Raw genomic sequence first — 15,390 nt, 5'->3', positions numbered from 1 at the left:
TTGTGGCAAACTTATTGGGACGACCTCTGGTTGTCCATAAGTGCGCCCTTCATGAAAAAGCAATGAAGGGAATGAAAAACTCATCCCCCCCCCCCGCCATTACACTTCCTCCATATCGGTATGTGTTTCTTTCTGCATTGCCTTTGAAAAAAATTTCCCATTGGCTTCCTGCTTTTTCAGAAAACCAATCAGCTTTGGGATGTCCTCTTCCTCGATAGGCGCACCGAGAACGGATTCCACCGCACCGCCAACCTGACAGAGCCTATGGGTTCGTTTTTTACTTTCTTCGGCTTTCTTTCGTTTCAGAAGTTCTTTCTTCTGTGCTGCATATCGTTTTGCTTTTTCAAGGCTTTCCTGTTCCTTCTTTTCCATTTCAAGCATTCGTTCTTCATAACTTTTTGTTGATTTTGCCATGATTACATTCCCCTTTCTTTTACAAACATAAGTTCTCGGTTGCGTATCAGAAGAAGCACATGGTATAATCTTCTTGCGTGTAGGTATATCATGGCTTCGGTCTGATAGAACCTTTGGCGGTTTCTTTGGAAGCCGCCTTTTTAATTTGCCGCAGTTCTTGTTACGGCTTTTACATTTCCTCTATCCCTCAAATCACGACCTTCATTCGCTTCCATAAACATTTCCAGAATATCGGTTTTAATCAGGACTTTGCGACCAACCTTTAATACTGGAAGTTTCTTCCATTCTACAAGCTGTCTTAAGGTGTTTCTGCCGATTCCCGTATAGTCAGCAGCTTCTTCGATGGATAATGCAATTTTTCTTTGCGTCATATAATCACCTCCTTATAAATTGCATTATGCAATTCTTGTGATGTAAGTATATCCTTTTCATATCTTTTTGTCAAGCGTTACGAAATATTAAAAATAATTTTTAAGTTGCATATTGCAATTACAGAAAAACAATGCTATAATTCATACATACCGAAAAAGGAGGCAGTCAGCATGAAAGATAAAGAACTACGCAAGCTGATAGGCAGCAGAGTAAAACAGCGCCGTCTGGAATTGAATCTGACACAGCCTTATGTCGCAGAAAAGATGGGTGTTACCGCTTCTACAATCCTGCGTTATGAGAATGGTTCGATTGACAATACGAAAAAAATGGTGCTGGAAGGTCTTTCGGAAGCACTCCATGTATCTGTGGAATGGCTCAAAGGGGAAACAGATGAATATGAAACCGACATTACGGATAAGAGAGAGTTACAGATTCGTGATGCGATGGGAGATATTCTGGAACAGTTACCGCTTGCCCTTACCAAAGAAGAAGATGCTTTTTCAAAAGATTTATTACTGCTGATGTTAAAACAATATGGTCTGTTTTTGGATTCCTTCCAGTTCGCCTGCAAAAACTTCAAGGGGAATGCTGGTCAGACGGATATTGCCAAAACAATAGGGTTTGAATCGAATGATGAATATAATGAGATTATGTTCTTAAGGGAAATCACTCACACCATCAATGCTTTTAATGAGATGGCAGACGTTGTAAGGCTCTATTCCAAGAAACCAAAAACAGCAGAACAAAGGCTTGCAAATCTTTTATCAGAAGTCTTATACGAAGATTCCGAATCGGTATAGTAAGACAACCGGAGTTATGATATACTTACACGCACGAAGCATTTCATCAGTTCCGATTGTCTAATATCGAAAGGAGACATACGATTATGGCAAAAGGATCTGTAAGAAAAAAAGGAAAGAAATGGTACTACCGCTTCTATGTAGAGGACGCAAGCGGCAATCTTGTTCAGAAAGAATGCGTTGGAACAGAAAGCAAAAGTGAAACTGAAAAGCTGCTCCGTCAGGCAATGGATGATTATGAGAAAAAGAAATTTGTTGCCAAAGCGGAAAATCTCACAGTCGGACAGCTTTTGGATGTGTGGGCAGAGGAGGAATTAAAAACAGGTACGCTCAGCAATGGTACGGTGGAGAATTACCTCGGAACAATCCGAAATATCAAGAAACACCCATTGGCAGAACGGAAACTGAAAAATGTAACCTCTGAACATTTGCAATCCTTCTTCGATTTGCTTTCCTTCGGGGGAGTTCATCCCGACGGAAAAGAGAGAAAGGGTTACAGCAAAGATTATATCCATTCTTTTTCCGCAGTCATGCAGCAGTCCTTCCGTTTTGCAGTATTTCCAAAGCAGTATATTACGTTCAATCCCATGCAGTATATTAAACTGCGGTATCAGACGGATGAAGTGGATTTGTTTTCCGATGAGGATATGGACGGAAATGTCCAACCAATTTCACGAGAAGATTATGAAAGATTGCTTGCTTATCTGCAAAAAAAGAACCCAGCCGCAATACTTCCAATCCAGATAGCCTATTATGCCGGGCTTCGTATTGGAGAAGCCTGCGGTTTGGCATGGCAGGACGTAAATCTGGAAGAACAATGCCTTACCATAAGACGCAGCATCCGATATGATGGCTCAAAGCGCAAATATATCATCGGACCAACCAAGCGGAAAAAAGTAAGGGTTGTTGATTTTGGAGATACACTGGTAGAGATTTTCCGTAATGCCCGGAAAGAGCAGTTAAAAAATCGAATGCAGTACGGAGAACTTTATCACACGAACTACTACAAAGAGGTCAAAGAGAAAAACAGAGTGTACTACGAATATTATTGTTTAGACAGAACAGAGGAAGTCCCGACAGATTATAAAGAAATTTCTTTCGTCTGTTTAAGACCGGATGGTTGTTTGGAACTTCCAACTACTTTGGGGACTGTTTGCAGAAAGGTGGCAAAAACATTAGAGGGATTTGAAGGCTTTCATTTCCACCAGTTACGTCACACCTATACAAGCAACCTTTTAGCAAATGGAGCTGCCCCAAAAGATGTGCAGGAATTGTTGGGACACTCAGATGTCAGTACCACAATGAACGTCTATGCTCACTCCACAAGAGATGCGAAACGAAAATCAGTTCGGCTTCTTGATAAAGTGGTGGGCAATGACTAAAAAATTTCCCTTATTTCCCTTGTGATTATCTCATAAGGGCAAAAATAAGGGAAACTACATATCATTTCACTAATGGACAGGCGGGAAAGCCTATAAAATGGGGAAAGTTAGAGGAATAATTATATAAATTTCAGTTCGTCAGCTTCACATCGGGTCAACTTGTCCCGAACTTTTACAACTAAATACCCGCCGCCCACACAGCGGCACACCGAGCAGGAAATCTGAAAGAAAGGTTTCCTGCTTTTTTTCTGCCCAAAATGAGGTGGTAAAACGCCACCCCGTCCACCAATTAGCGAAAGGAGGGACACGAAATGCCCTGTCCACACAACGAAATCACGATTGTTCAGCGCAGTCAGCGGCAGTCTGCGGTTGCCGCCGCTGCTTACCAGAGTGGCGAAAAACTGTTCTGTGAATATGACCAGCAAGTGAAGCACTACCCGGAAAAGCGTGGTATCGTCCACAATGAAATCCTGCTCCCACCTAATGCCCCACAGGAATATGCAGACCGCAATACTTTGTGGAACGCCGCCGAAGCGGTGGAAAAACAATGGAACTCCCAGCTTGCAAGGCGGTGGGTGCTTACCATCCCCAGAGAGATACCGCCCGACCAGTATGCTGTCCTTGTCCGGGAGTTTTGCCAGAAGCAGTTTGTTTCCAAAGGCATGATTGCTGACTTTGCCATCCATGACCCCCATCCGCCGGGACACAATCCCCACGCCCATGTCATGCTCACTATGAGGGCAATGGACGAACATGGAAAATGGCTTCCCAAGAGCCGCAAGGTTTATGACCTTGACGAAAACGGGGAACGGATAAAACTTCCGTCCGGCAGATGGAAAAGCCACAAGGAGGATACGGTGGATTGGAACGACCAGAAGTATTGCGAAATCTGGCGGCATGAATGGGAGGTCATCCAGAACCGCTATCTGGAAGCCAATGACCGTCCGGAGCGTGTGGACTTGCGTTCCTATGCCAGACAGGGGCTTGATATTGTCCCCACTGTCCATGAGGGGGCTGCTGTCCGGCAGATGGAAAAGCGTGGTATCCAGACGAATATCGGAAACCTGAACCGGGACATCAGAGCCGCCAACCGCCTGATGAAGTCTATCCGGCAGCTCATTCAAAACCTCAAAGGCTGGATTACCGAGCTGGGAGAAAAACGAAAAGAACTGCTTGCACAAAAGGCGGCGGAGGAAGCGACACTTCTTCCCAATCTGCTGATGAAGTATATGGAGATACGAAAGGAAGAACGGAAGGACTGGACAAGGGCTGGACAGAACCGGGGGACTTCACAGGACTTAAAGGCAGTCAGCGAAGCCCTGTCCTATCTCCGTCAAAAGGGGCTTTCTACTGTGGAGGACTTAGAAGTATTTCTGGAATCTTCCGGGAAATCAGCCGCAGATTACCGCAATCAGATGAAGCCAAAGGAAGCCCGAAGCAAAGTGATTGACGGGATTCTTGCCAGCCGGACAGACTGCAAGGAATGTAAGCCTGTCTATGAGAAGTACCAGAAGATATTTTTTAAGAAAACAAAGGAGAAATTCAAACAGGAACACTCGGAGGTTGCCCGGTATGAAAAAGCCGCCGCCTACCTTGCCAAGCACCCAGATGATAAGGACAGTACCCAAAAGGAGCTGCAAGAGGAGCAGGAAACGCTTCTGGAAGAAATCGCAGAGTTGAAAGTACCACTGACCGAGGTACAGGAGGATTTGAAGAAGCTGCGGGACATCCGCTACTGGGTACGGAAAGCCACACCCGGCACAGAGGAAAGTAAAGAGCCGCCTAAGAAGCAGCCCATCAAGGAAGTCTTGCAGGATAAGGCAGACGAGAAAAAGGCTCAAAGAACCGCCCCGGCACAGGCGAAACACAGACAACAGGATATGGAACTTTAACAGGCACTTGCCATTTTCAATCAGAGAATGTCAGGTGCTTTTCTTATTTTCAAGGAGGGATAGATTTGAATGTATTTGAAGCTGTGAAGCAGTCCGTCACAACAAGACAGGCTGCGGAGCATTATGGAATCCATGTAGGTCGGAACGGGATGGCTTGCTGCCCGTTCCATAATGATAAAACCCCAAGCATGAAGCTGGATCGGCGTTACCACTGCTTCGGCTGCGGTGCGGATGGGGATGTGATTGATTTTGCCGCCGCCCTGTATGGGCTGGCAAAGAAAGAAGCCGCCGTACAACTAGCAAATGACTTTGGGCTTTCCTATGAGGACTGGAAACCGCCGGGAAAGGCAAAAAAGCCCAAGCCCCGGCAGAAATCCCCGGAGGAACAGTTTCAGGAAGCAAAGAACCGCTGCTTCCGTATCCTTGCCGATTATCTCCACCTGCTTCGGGCATGGAGAACGGAATATGCCCCGCACTCCCCAGAGGAAGCCTTTCATCCCCGGTTTGTGGAAGCCTTACAAAAGCAAGCCCATGTGGAATATCTGCTGGATGTGCTGCTGTTCGGGGAGACAGAGGAAAAAGCGGCTTTGATTACGGACTACGGAAAGGATGTGATACAGCTTGAACAGCGAATGGCAGAGCTTGCAGCCGCAGACGCAGCAAGAACTAAAAAACACCATGAACGCCATGCAGCCGCCCCAGAGCGTTGAGGAAATCAAGGCGGGGCTGGAAACTACCGAGAAAGGCGGTGTCCGTCAGAGCATACGGAACTGCCTGACCGTATTCCAGCGTGACCCGCTGCTTTCCGGGGCTATCGCATACAACATCCTGACCGACCGCAAGGACATCATAAAGCCCATCGGCTTCCACAGGGAAAGCACAGCCCTGAACGATACGGACATGAAGTATCTGCTTCTTTATCTGGAAGAAACCTACGGGCTTACCAATGAGAAAAAGATTGATAACGCCATCGGGATTGTGGCGAATGAAAACAAGTACCATCCCATCCGGGACTATCTCAATACCCTTGTGTGGGACGGGACGGAACGAATCCGTTTCTGCCTGCGGCACTTTCTGGGGGCTGACGCAGACGATTACACCTATGAAGCATTGAAGCTGTTCCTGCTGGGTGCAATCTCACGAGCCTTTCAGCCGGGGTGCAAGTTTGAAATCATGCTCTGTCTGGTAGGCGGTCAGGGGGCTGGCAAGTCCACCTTCTTCCGTCTGCTGGCAGTCCGGGACGAGTGGTTCTCCGATGATTTGCGGAAGCTGGACGATGACAATGTGTACCGCAAGCTGCAAGGTCACTGGATTATCGAAATGTCAGAAATGATGGCAACCGCCAACGCCAAGAGCATTGAGGAAATCAAGTCATTTTTAAGCCGGCAGAAAGAGGTTTACAAAATACCCTATGAAACCCACCCGGCAGACCGCCCCCGTCAGTGCGTGTTTGGCGGCACTTCCAATGCCCTTGACTTCCTGCCCCTTGACCGTTCCGGCAACCGCCGCTTTATCCCCGTCATGGTGTACTCGGAGCAAGCCGAGGTTCACATTTTAGAGGACGAAGCTGCTTCCAGAGCCTATATCGAGCAGATGTGGGCAGAAGCGATGGAGATTTACCGAAGCGGCAGGTTCAAGCTGGCTTTCAGCCCCGCCATGCAGCGGTATCTCAAAGAACACCAGCGGGATTTTATGCCGGAGGACACCAAAGCCGGAATGATACAGGCGTATCTTGATAAGTACACCGGGAGCATGGTCTGTTCCAAGCAGCTCTACAAGGAAGCCTTGAACCATGCCTTTGACGAACCGAAGCAATGGGAAATCCGGGAAATCAACGAGATTATGAACCAGTGCATTTCCGGCTGGCGGTACTTCCCGAACCCAAGAATGTTTTCAGAATATGGCAGACAAAAGGGCTGGGAGCGTGAAAACCCGGCAACGGACTCCGGCAACCCGTCTGAAAAAACGATGGACGGTTTTGTGGAGGTCACAGAACAGATGGAGCTTCCATTCTGAAAATGACAGCCCGTTGCACCCTCTGTTGCTATCCCGTTGCCGAGCCGGTTGCCGGGGAAAACCCCTTATTTCCGGGCTTTTCTCCCTTATAACAACCAAAACAACAGAAAAATAAAAGAAAAGTATAAATAGTAACCATCGCCAGATTGAGATTGTTTGCAAGGTCTTTTGAAGCCCGTTGCCGGACTTCGTTGCCGACACCCTCTGTCTGGCTATTTTCATGTATGGAGGATAACTGCCTATGGCAAAAAACAAAACAGAGATTCATGTGACCACTGTATTTGACGGGGAGCTGGACGCAACCGATGTGTTCGTCAGCCTGATTTCCCAGAAATACGGAAAGACAAATACGAAAGAATATCTTGCTAAAAAGAAAGATTTGAAGTATAATGAAGATGAAGTTCAAAAGAGCCAGATACCGTCTGGATTGTGTGGGTAAATGGCTATGATGAATGAAATGGAATACAGAACAATAGGTTCGGCACTTGCCAGGGGTTATCGTGCAGCGGTCTATTGCAGACTGTCAAAGGACGATGACCTGCAAGGCGAAAGTGCCAGTATCGCAAACCAGCGTGATATGCTGGAAAAATACTGCGAAAAGCAGGGATGGGAGGTTGTGGCAGTCTATCAGGACGATGGCTTCACAGGTCTTAATATGGAGCGTCCTGATTTACAGAGAATGTTGAGAGCCATTGAGCGCAGGCAAATCAACCTTGTCATTACGAAAGACCTCAGCCGACTGGGGCGTAACTATCTGCAAACCGGGCATTTGATTGAGGACTTTTTCCCAAGAAACGGTGTCCGCTATATCGCCATGAATGACGGTATCGACACCCTGCGTGATAACAACGATATTGCCCCGTTCAAGAATATCCTGAACGAGATGTACAGCAAGGATATTTCCAAGAAAGTCCATTCCTCTTATCTTCTGAAAGCGCAGAAAGGACAGTTTACCGGGTGTCTTGCCCCGTTCGGGTATCGGAAAGACCCGGAGGACAAAAACCATCTGCTCATTGACGAGGAAACCGCCCCGATTGTGCGGCTGATTTTCGGATATGCCCTAAACGGTCATGGTCCGAACTATATCCGCAGACGGCTGGAGGAAGAAAAAATCCCCTGCCCCACATGGTGGAACCGGGAACGGGGGCTTCGCAATACCCGCACCAAATGGGAAAAGAAAGACCCGGAAAACGGGCGGTATATGTGGGACTTCTCCGTTATCAAAGACCTTTTGATGAATCCCGTCTACACCGGGGCGATTGCTTCCCAGAAAAAGGACTACCGTTTCAAAATCGGCACGATTGGGGAAAAGAAGCCGGAGGACTGGATTGTGGTGGAGGGACAGCATGAACCGCTGATTGACCGCATGAGCTTTGACATTGTGCAGAACAAGCTGAAATCCCGCCAGCGTCCGGGGCAGACCAATGAAATCAGCCTGTTTGCCGGACTGATAAAATGCGGTGAGTGTGGGAAGTCACTGACGATACGCTACACAAACGCAAAACATCCCCAGCAGATTTACTCCTGCAAAACCTACAATGCCTTTGGAAAGAACCACTGCACCCAGCACCGGATTGATTATGACACCCTTTACAGCCATGTGCTGCGGAAAATCCGGGAATGTGCCAGAGCCGCCCTGATGGACGGGGAAGCGGTTGCCGACCGCTTGACCAATACCTGTGAAGCCGAGCAGCGGGAACAGCGGGAAGCAATGGAACGCTCCCTCACAAGGGACGAGGAACGGATTGAGGTTCTGGACAAAATGGTAATGCGGCTTTATGAGGATATGATTGCAGGGCGTATCAGTGAACAGAATTTCAACACCATGCTGGAAAAGACACAGACCGAGCAAGCGGAGCTTAAAGCAAAAGTGTCCGAGGGCAGAAAGCGGCTGTCCGATGAAGTCCAGCTTGCCAATGACGCAAAACAATGGGTGGAAGCCATTCAGGAATACGCCAATATCACAGAGCTGGACGCAGCCACCCTCAACCGCTTAATCAAAGAAATCGTCGTGCATGAGCGCATTGACGAAGATAAAACAAGACACATTTCTATCGAAATTCATTTTAATCTCAAACCCATCCCAGAGGTGGAACAGGTCACTGCCTGACCTGTCCCGCCGGGACGGTTCTCTTAAAAACACCATATAGATTTTTTGTACGCCGCCGCCCGCCATCGAGCAGAGTTTTACACCTAATTGGGTATAAAACAGCTTATATCCGGTGTGCTGGCCATCCTCTATCTAATCCGTGTACAGTCCGATTATCAGGTTAGTCTTAAAAAGATCCGGCTGCACAAGCATATGGTGAAAAGGATCATCCAGGTCGGACTTCCTACCGGAATCCAGAACATGGTCATTTCTTTTTCTAATGTATTGGTACAATCCAGTGTAAACGGATATGGTGCTTCTGCAATGGCAGGTTTTGGTGCTTATATGAAAATTGACGGTTTTAATATCATGCCGGTTATGAGTTTCAGCATGGCCGCTACTACCTTTGTAGGGCAGAACTATGGTGCAGGTAAGATCCAGCGTGTAAAGAAAGGTATCTGGGTCACTCTCGCCATGGAGATTCTTTACACCCTGACTACAGGCTTCCTGCTGATGACCTTTTCGGATCCTCTGTTAAAGATGTTCTCATCCGATCCTTCTGTGGTAAACTTTGGAAAGCTGGCCATGAAGTATTTCTGCCCCTTCTATTTTCTGCTGGGGATCCTGCATGGGCTGGCAGGAACAGTACGTGGTACAGGTAAAACTATTCCTCCAATGGTGATCCTTCTGATTTCCCTGTGCCTGTTCCGTATCCTCTGGGTACAGTTTATTCTTCCATGCTTTGGTTCTATTGAGGGCGTATTTATTTTATATCCTGTATCCTGGGCGTTTGGAATGGTGCTTATGATCCTTTATACATGGAAAGGCCACTGGCTGAAGGGTTGATCCCTTTGCCAATGGCCTTTTTTCTTAAAGTGTACTCATAGTCTTGCCTTTTCCGGTAAGTCCTTCAAAATCATTTACAAAATCATTTACAGCTCCCATGATCTCCCGGTTCTTTACAAATCCTTGGATCACATCCGATGCTACAGTTACCGCTCCTACGCCATATGCACAAAGTTCCAGCACCTGCTGGGTATTCTTAAAGCTGGCAGCAACCACTTCTGTCTCCATGTGATTATTCTTTAAAATATCATGAATCTGCTTTGCCACTCCGATTCCATTATATCCCATATTATCAATCCGGTTAAGAAAAAGGCCTGCAGAATTTTATTCCCGAATTCTGCAGGCTACTTTATTATACATATCCACTTATCTTTTACTGCACCTAATATTTTTAGAAGATTACTACCAGAAGCATTTTGAACTGCTCCTGTCCAGACACTGCATGAGAATGTTTGGCAGGCATTACGATAGACTAGCCCTCTTCAAGGATGTATTCCTTCCCGTCAATGGTGATCTTCCTAACTCCGACCAGGCAGGTAACAAATGCCTCTCCACCAGACTCGTGAGCACTGATCTTCTCATCCTTGTCAAGGGCAAACAGAGTAACGCTCACATGCTCGTTCCGAGCCAGTGTTTTACTTACAACCTGCTGTGTTCAGCAGGTCGCCCCGTCAAAATAAGGTGCTTTTACAGGAACCAGGCGGATCTAATATGTACATTGTGCCAGATTTGACTTTGTCCGCATATTTTCTTGCTCATTATAGCAATCCCCCAGAGTGAGCATTTACCGGCTCTCCAATGCCCATTTGCGATTTAAAAAAGCTTTTTCCGTTACTACATATCAATATTTTTCAGTTGTTTTATCTGGTCCCTTTTTTTGTAAATCACTGCTGTTACCTGAACTTTTTTATGTTCATCATCTACCCAGTAATACACCAGAAAATTCTTCACAACAGTCTTGCGTACTCCTTCGCTTCTCCATGGTTCTTCTTCTATCAGTGGATGTTTCTTTGGTAAAACAGACAGTTTCAGCATTGATGCTTTTAAATCATCCAATAAATTATCAGCAGCTTCCGGAGCCATAAGGTCAAATGAAATATAATGTGCAATTGCCATCATCTGCTCTAATGCCTGTCTGGTCACTTTCACTTCATATTCATTGTCCATACATTAAATCTCCGTTTTCAACTGACTGAAAGCCTCATCAATGGAAACAGAATCATCACATTTTGCCTGTGCCAGACCATCCTGCATCATCGTATCAAATTCTACCTTTGTTAACGTATCTCTTGTAATAAGCTTATCAGGAATATCAAGTGAAAAAGGTACTCCGTCCCTCATAATGACCTGCCTGTATGTCATATCAATAAATACAGATACGGGAATACCCAGCCTTTCCAATATCGCTTCTGCCTGTTCTTTTATATTCGGTTGAATACGTGCTGTAACATTTGCGGTTTTTGCTGCCATAATACACCTCCCTTTTATTTTAATGTACCACGGTGTACCGCATTTTGCAATACATTTTCAATCGATAATAATTACCCAAAAACGTTCCAGCTACTAAGTACGGCTGATCCTGGGAATCCCATTCCCGTTTACAAGTGCTGATTTCGCCAGCTTGTCCACTTCTTCATTATAATGATCGCCAGAGTGTGCCTTTACCTTCTGAAAGCTAAGCTGAATATAAGATCTTTTTCCATTCATAAACTCAGCATACTGCTGTGTACGTTTATTTTTTGCTTTCCAATCTCCCTGTGCCCATTTTGCGATTCCTTCATAATCATAATATATGGTAAGTGACGGATAACCATGGTTGATCGCCCACTGAACTGCATACATGGCTCCCAGCATTTCTCCTGCCACATTGCGGATTGCCAGGGATTCCGGATCCTGGCCATTACCTGATTCCCGGATAATTTCCCCCTCCGGAGTCAGCAGGATACACCCAAAGGCATACTTGCCAATAGACGGATCAAAGCTTCCATCTACGTATGCTGTTAATGTGGATTCTGTGCCGTCGAGAGCTGTATTCTTTTGATCTTTTTTTTCTTCTTCGATCTGTACAGCAAAAGAGTTCCCCAGATAGGCATTTGCCTCTTCTTTTGTGGTAAAACTTTTATATTCAGCGCCAGGATATCCATTTACAGAAGCACTGCATTCATCCCAGGAATAAAATATCCCGGTTGTTTTCCCCTTTCGCACTGCATATATTTTCTTTTTCGCCATAGATTCTCACACTCATTTCCAAAAATTCCTCGCAGCATGCGTCTGCAGCAAATCCCGATTGCCTTATTTGTTCGACTTTACGTATTCTTTTGGACTAACCCCGGTAAATTTCTTAAACACTTTTGAAAAATAAAGAGAATCTTCATACCCCACGCCGCTTGCAATATCTTTGATCTTTAATGAGCCATCTGCCAGAAGAATTTTTGCCTCATCGATTCTCTTCGTTACCAGGTAATCCATAGGTGTCAGTCCATAACAAGCTTTAAAAATGCTAACCAAATAGGACGGTACAAATCCAAAGCTGGCTGCCAGCAATTGATTCGTAACATTGGTTCTGAATTTTTCATCCAGATAGTTTTTCATCTTTACAGCAATAAGCTTTTTATCTCTGGAATCATATACCTCAATTCCGAAAATGTCTTTTAAAAGGAAATCAAATTCTTTAAGTAATTCTTCTTCTGTATAATAATTTTCCAAAATAAATTGTATGTCTTCCTCTACTTCAAAAAAGCCTCTGTGACCCTGGTGTACTTTATATAATTCTGATACAAAATATTTAATATTTCGTACAGCTTCTTTTTGCGTAACCGGCCGCACAGTAAACAAATGAAGTAGGTCTGCAAAAGATCCTGTTATATTATTGATACTCATATTATTGCATTGAAGTATCAGGCTGTCAATTTTTTCCCTTAGACCTGTAAAATCCGGTTTGAAACCTTCCGGACTGTAGATCAAAACAGAATTTTTCAAAAATATCATATGTTCACGTGCATATTTCTGCAGCAAATGATATGTAGCAAAAATATCTGTCATTTTTACAGCTTCTTTGTAAAATACAACCGTAATGGTAAGGCCGGGAAACTTCAGACTTCTGACAAATTGATTTAAATGATTGATATCCGGGACACGATCTCTGCGTACAAAAATAATTTTTTCGTTAATATTTTTGCCATTCACCAGCCAGAAATTCTCCTTAGGAACAATTTGCGAGAAATTCCCTCCCAGATCTAACTTTTCAAAAAGCTCCCTGTAATTTCTTTCATTTTCATACGGACATGCACCAAGAGTTACCAGAAGCATACTATATGAAGGATCCATTTCCGGACGGGTTTCTTTTGTTTGCAATGTGTGGAGCCCTTTTACCGCATCTGTCAGATTTTGAACCTTTTCTTCCTGCTGCTGTTTCCGGATTCTTGCCTCTATTTTTTGTAATAGGATAGTCAGTTCCTGACTGTTTAAAGGCTTCAGCAAATAATCAACCGCATGGTTGGCTACTGCACATTTTACGTATTCAAAATCTGTGTATCCGCTTAAAACCACAGGCAGCACCGGAAGCTTTTCACTGTAGCAAAATTTCAGAATCTCCTTTCCACTTACAATAGGCAGGTTCATATCCACAAACATAACATCAACCGGATGCTCTATCAGGTATTGTATTGCATCCTTCCCATTGTCTATGGCTGCTATCACTTTGAAATTTTCATTGCTTTCCTCTATTTTCTGACATATGCTCCTCTGAATGGGAGGCTCATCTTCCACTACCAGTACTCGTATCTTCATAATTTCCTCCAACTGTGATACACATCCCCTCAGCTCTATTACTTATGTCAAAAATCATATGCTTCCCATAAGCCAGAAATAATCGCATATAAACATTTTTTATAGACAGACCGCCAATCTTCATTTCCTTCATAAGCGATTTCAAATCGCGATTACGCATTTCCTGCAATTCCTGCTTTATTTTTTCCAGTTCTTCCTGCTCCATACCACATCCATTATCCCGGATCTGTACTTCCCAGAACTCTTCAGAACAATAAATCTGAATATCGATTTTCCATGGAAATTCTTTATTATGAAAGCCATGTGCAAAACAGTTTTCAAGAAGAGGCTGAATAATAAATCTGGGTAAATGGCAATTTTGTATTTCCCCTACATAGGACATAGAATACTGGAATTTGTCTTCGTAACGTATTTTCATTAATTCAAGATAATTTTCTGCATGCAGAACTTCATTGTTTAAATTCACATTTTCCTCGGAACTGCTTACAATATATCGGATCATACTTGAAAGTTTTTCACAGACTTCCGGTATTTTTTCACATTCAGATGTACCGGACATTGCAGAAATAACTGTTAAGATATTGTGGATAAAGTGAGGATTCATTTGCGTCTGTAATGCATACATTTGGCTCTGTATTTCATTGACTCTGCTGATCATCTCTTTTTCCATAGACTTTTTTAAATTGATTACCAGTTTATCAAATGCATAATTCAATTGCCTTAGTTCATCGGTTTCATCACCACTTACCAGAGGAATGTTCTGTAAATTTTTATCAACCTTTAGCCCTGTCAGCATGTCACACATTTGAACAATCGGTTTTGTTGTTCGTCTGATCACCAGTTTCTGTCCTGAAATCATGATGAAGATCAGAAAAAACAGTAAAATAAATCCCCACGCAAGTGTGGAGATCATGCTGTGGATCAAGCCTATGTTTTTAGATGCAAGGAGGATTTTGATTCCATATCGTTCAGATTCCCAAAGTCTGCAGTACATTTCCCCTTTTGCAAGATCATCCGTTTGATTTAAAAGCTTTTTTACTTCAGATGCTGTCTTCCCGCCTTGATAAGAATACAAAATATGGTCATTTTTCTGATCTAAGATATAGCATTCCGTGTCTTTTCCAAGGAGCTTACACATTCGTTTAAAACTGTTCAGCTGGATCTGGACTTGTACGTAACCCAAACATTCTGAAGGTACCAACTGATAATTCTTGATTTCCCGCAGAGCGGAAATTGTTGATGATGAATCCATCATATACGGATCTGCAGAATCGACCCGAAACAGGCTTCCTTTTCCATCTTGTTCTGAATAATAAGTAAATGTGTCTGTAAAATGCTCTGAATTTGGACAATTCTTTTTTAAGTATCCATAATCTACAGCTCTTCCCACATAGATAAAATCCTGGTTTGCATCAAATAAACTGATCCGTTTCAGCACATTTTGTTTTAACATGTAGGAGATCAGATGCTGCTTTACAGCATAATCAACATCCGTATTTTCCACAAAATAATTCTTATCACCATGATATCCCTTTATTTGATTAAAAACATCAATGATCTGATAGTTTGCAGCAATCTGCAGGGCAATATCATCGGCAAGCTGCAATGTATTATCTATTTGAGAGGTGATTCCCTGAAGCTGTTTATCTACCTGTTCTTCAAACTCAGTTGTACGAGTCTTTATAAAGTAGCCGGCAAATACAACAGTTACGATAATAAATACTCCAAGCATCATAAAAATACTACGTAACAGTATTTTTTTCTGAAACTGATATTTTCTCAAGCAATCA

16 protein-coding genes and 2 pseudogenes are annotated in these 15,390 nt (G+C 44.0%); 8 read left to right on the top strand and 10 right to left on the bottom strand.

What is annotated here, in order from left to right:
* Window positions 1-99 precede the first annotated feature (99 nt).
* Together AB5916_RS00340 and AB5916_RS00335 are read right to left on the bottom strand one after the other, a co-directional pair.
* Window positions 100-414 (bottom strand): hypothetical protein, encoded by a 315-nt coding sequence (locus AB5916_RS00340; protein WP_005608351.1) that lies wholly within the window; start codon window positions 412-414, stop codon window positions 100-102.
* A 140-nt stretch (window positions 415-554) separates the two neighbouring features.
* A complete protein-coding gene (locus AB5916_RS00335) occupies window positions 555-785 on the bottom strand; it encodes a helix-turn-helix domain-containing protein (RefSeq protein WP_004843519.1) in 231 nt (76 codons plus the stop codon).
* A 171-nt stretch (window positions 786-956) separates the two neighbouring features.
* Here AB5916_RS00335 and AB5916_RS00330 point away from each other — a divergent pair, with 171 nt between their 5' ends.
* From AB5916_RS00330 to AB5916_RS00310, 5 genes are all read left to right on the top strand, one after another.
* A complete protein-coding gene (locus AB5916_RS00330) occupies window positions 957-1,586 on the top strand; it encodes a helix-turn-helix domain-containing protein (RefSeq protein ID WP_005608353.1) in 630 nt (209 codons plus the stop codon).
* A gap of 86 nt (window positions 1,587-1,672) precedes the next feature.
* Window positions 1,673-2,968, top strand: coding sequence for a tyrosine-type recombinase/integrase (locus AB5916_RS00325; protein WP_005608354.1), 1,296 nt, complete (start codon window positions 1,673-1,675; stop codon window positions 2,966-2,968).
* 311 nt (window positions 2,969-3,279) lie between these two features.
* A complete protein-coding gene (gene mobQ, locus AB5916_RS00320; RefSeq protein ID WP_343274645.1) occupies window positions 3,280-4,860 on the top strand; it encodes a MobQ family relaxase in 1,581 nt (526 codons plus the stop codon).
* A 65-nt stretch (window positions 4,861-4,925) separates the two neighbouring features.
* Complete coding sequence (locus tag AB5916_RS00315; RefSeq protein WP_117567768.1) at window positions 4,926-5,570, top strand: CHC2 zinc finger domain-containing protein; 645 nt, start codon at window positions 4,926-4,928, stop codon at window positions 5,568-5,570.
* Window positions 5,539-6,876: a virulence-associated E family protein gene (locus AB5916_RS00310; RefSeq protein ID WP_117567769.1), complete on the top strand. Its 1,338-nt coding sequence runs from the start codon at window positions 5,539-5,541 to the stop codon at window positions 6,874-6,876. The genes AB5916_RS00315 and AB5916_RS00310 overlap by 32 nt, the downstream gene beginning before the upstream one ends.
* 28 nt (window positions 6,877-6,904) lie before the next feature.
* Here AB5916_RS00310 and AB5916_RS00305 read toward each other — a convergent pair whose 3' ends face one another.
* Entirely contained in the window at window positions 6,905-7,144 is a 240-nt protein-coding gene (locus AB5916_RS00305; RefSeq protein ID WP_021682886.1) for a hypothetical protein, read from the bottom strand.
* On the opposite strand from AB5916_RS00305, the gene AB5916_RS00300 reads away from it, so the two are divergent.
* The 3 genes from AB5916_RS00300 (at window position 7,118) to AB5916_RS00290 (ending at window position 9,811) form a co-directional block, all read left to right on the top strand.
* On the top strand, window positions 7,118-7,315 hold the full coding sequence (locus AB5916_RS00300) for a hypothetical protein (RefSeq protein ID WP_004612761.1): 198 nt from the start codon (window positions 7,118-7,120) through the stop codon (window positions 7,313-7,315). The two genes, AB5916_RS00305 and AB5916_RS00300, sit on opposite strands and share 27 nt — an antisense overlap.
* Window positions 7,316-8,986: a recombinase family protein gene (locus AB5916_RS00295; protein WP_343274644.1), complete on the top strand. Its 1,671-nt coding sequence runs from the start codon at window positions 7,316-7,318 to the stop codon at window positions 8,984-8,986. It begins immediately after the preceding gene.
* 87 nt (window positions 8,987-9,073) lie between these two features.
* Window positions 9,074-9,811 carry an MATE family efflux transporter gene (locus AB5916_RS00290; RefSeq protein ID WP_368188854.1) on the top strand — a complete coding sequence of 246 codons (738 nt, stop codon included), beginning with the start codon at window positions 9,074-9,076 and terminating at the stop codon, window positions 9,809-9,811.
* A 24-nt stretch (window positions 9,812-9,835) separates the two neighbouring features.
* Here AB5916_RS00290 and AB5916_RS00285 read toward each other — a convergent pair.
* The 7 genes and pseudogenes from AB5916_RS00285 to AB5916_RS00255 form a co-directional block, all read right to left on the bottom strand.
* A pseudogene (locus tag AB5916_RS00285) lies at window positions 9,836-10,111 on the bottom strand (transaldolase family protein); the annotation flags it as partial.
* Window positions 10,112-10,202: 91 nt separating this feature from the next.
* Window positions 10,203-10,460 (bottom strand): annotated as a pseudogene (locus AB5916_RS00280) (cupin domain-containing protein); the annotation flags it as partial.
* 185 nt (window positions 10,461-10,645) lie between these two features.
* Window positions 10,646-10,978 (bottom strand): type II toxin-antitoxin system RelE/ParE family toxin, encoded by a 333-nt coding sequence (locus tag AB5916_RS00275; RefSeq protein ID WP_368188852.1) that lies wholly within the window; start codon window positions 10,976-10,978, stop codon window positions 10,646-10,648.
* A gap of 3 nt (window positions 10,979-10,981) precedes the next feature.
* On the bottom strand, window positions 10,982-11,281 hold the full coding sequence (locus tag AB5916_RS00270) for a type II toxin-antitoxin system RelB/DinJ family antitoxin (RefSeq protein ID WP_368188851.1): 300 nt from the start codon (window positions 11,279-11,281) through the stop codon (window positions 10,982-10,984).
* A gap of 93 nt (window positions 11,282-11,374) precedes the next feature.
* Window positions 11,375-12,040 (bottom strand): viroplasmin family protein, encoded by a 666-nt coding sequence (locus AB5916_RS00265; RefSeq protein ID WP_368188850.1) that lies wholly within the window; start codon window positions 12,038-12,040, stop codon window positions 11,375-11,377.
* A gap of 63 nt (window positions 12,041-12,103) precedes the next feature.
* A complete protein-coding gene (locus AB5916_RS00260; RefSeq protein ID WP_158420010.1) occupies window positions 12,104-13,600 on the bottom strand; it encodes a helix-turn-helix domain-containing protein in 1,497 nt (498 codons plus the stop codon).
* Entirely contained in the window at window positions 13,569-15,383 is a 1,815-nt protein-coding gene (locus AB5916_RS00255) for a sensor histidine kinase (protein WP_368188848.1), read from the bottom strand. Before AB5916_RS00255 ends, AB5916_RS00260 begins: the two co-directional genes overlap by 32 nt.
* Between the last annotated feature and the right edge of the window lie 7 nt (window positions 15,384-15,390).

This window comes from Blautia sp. 1033sp1_1033st1_G9_1033SCRN_220408 (assembly GCF_040929965.1).
Lineage (GTDB): Bacteria > Bacillota > Clostridia > Lachnospirales > Lachnospiraceae > Blautia_A > Blautia_A ammoniilytica.
Note: the sequence above shows the minus strand (reverse complement) of the source record. Positions and strands in the feature narration are given on the sequence as shown.

Bases quoted from the DNA above. Each gene is read 5' to 3' on its own strand.
- AB5916_RS00300 (WP_004612761.1), top strand. From the start codon at position 7,118: ATGGCAAAAAACAAAACAGAGATTCATGTGACCACTGTATTTGACGGG.
- AB5916_RS00275 (WP_368188852.1), bottom strand. From the start codon at position 10,978: ATGGACAATGAATATGAAGTGAAAGTGACCAGACAGGCATTAGAGCAG.
- AB5916_RS00330 (WP_005608353.1), top strand. From the start codon at position 957: ATGAAAGATAAAGAACTACGCAAGCTGATAGGCAGCAGAGTAAAACAG.
- AB5916_RS00260 (WP_158420010.1), bottom strand. From the start codon at position 13,600: ATGAAGATACGAGTACTGGTAGTGGAAGATGAGCCTCCCATTCAGAGG.
- AB5916_RS00325 (WP_005608354.1), top strand. From the start codon at position 1,673: ATGGCAAAAGGATCTGTAAGAAAAAAAGGAAAGAAATGGTACTACCGC.
- AB5916_RS00305 (WP_021682886.1), bottom strand. From the start codon at position 7,144: ATGAATCTCTGTTTTGTTTTTTGCCATAGGCAGTTATCCTCCATACAT.
- AB5916_RS00310 (WP_117567769.1), top strand. From the start codon at position 5,539: ATGAACGCCATGCAGCCGCCCCAGAGCGTTGAGGAAATCAAGGCGGGG.
- AB5916_RS00340 (WP_005608351.1), bottom strand. From the start codon at position 414: ATGGCAAAATCAACAAAAAGTTATGAAGAACGAATGCTTGAAATGGAA.
- AB5916_RS00265 (WP_368188850.1), bottom strand. From the start codon at position 12,040: ATGGCGAAAAAGAAAATATATGCAGTGCGAAAGGGGAAAACAACCGGG.
- AB5916_RS00335 (WP_004843519.1), bottom strand. From the start codon at position 785: ATGACGCAAAGAAAAATTGCATTATCCATCGAAGAAGCTGCTGACTAT.
- AB5916_RS00270 (WP_368188851.1), bottom strand. From the start codon at position 11,281: ATGGCAGCAAAAACCGCAAATGTTACAGCACGTATTCAACCGAATATA.
- AB5916_RS00295 (WP_343274644.1), top strand. From the start codon at position 7,316: ATGGCTATGATGAATGAAATGGAATACAGAACAATAGGTTCGGCACTT.
- mobQ (WP_343274645.1), top strand. From the start codon at position 3,280: ATGCCCTGTCCACACAACGAAATCACGATTGTTCAGCGCAGTCAGCGG.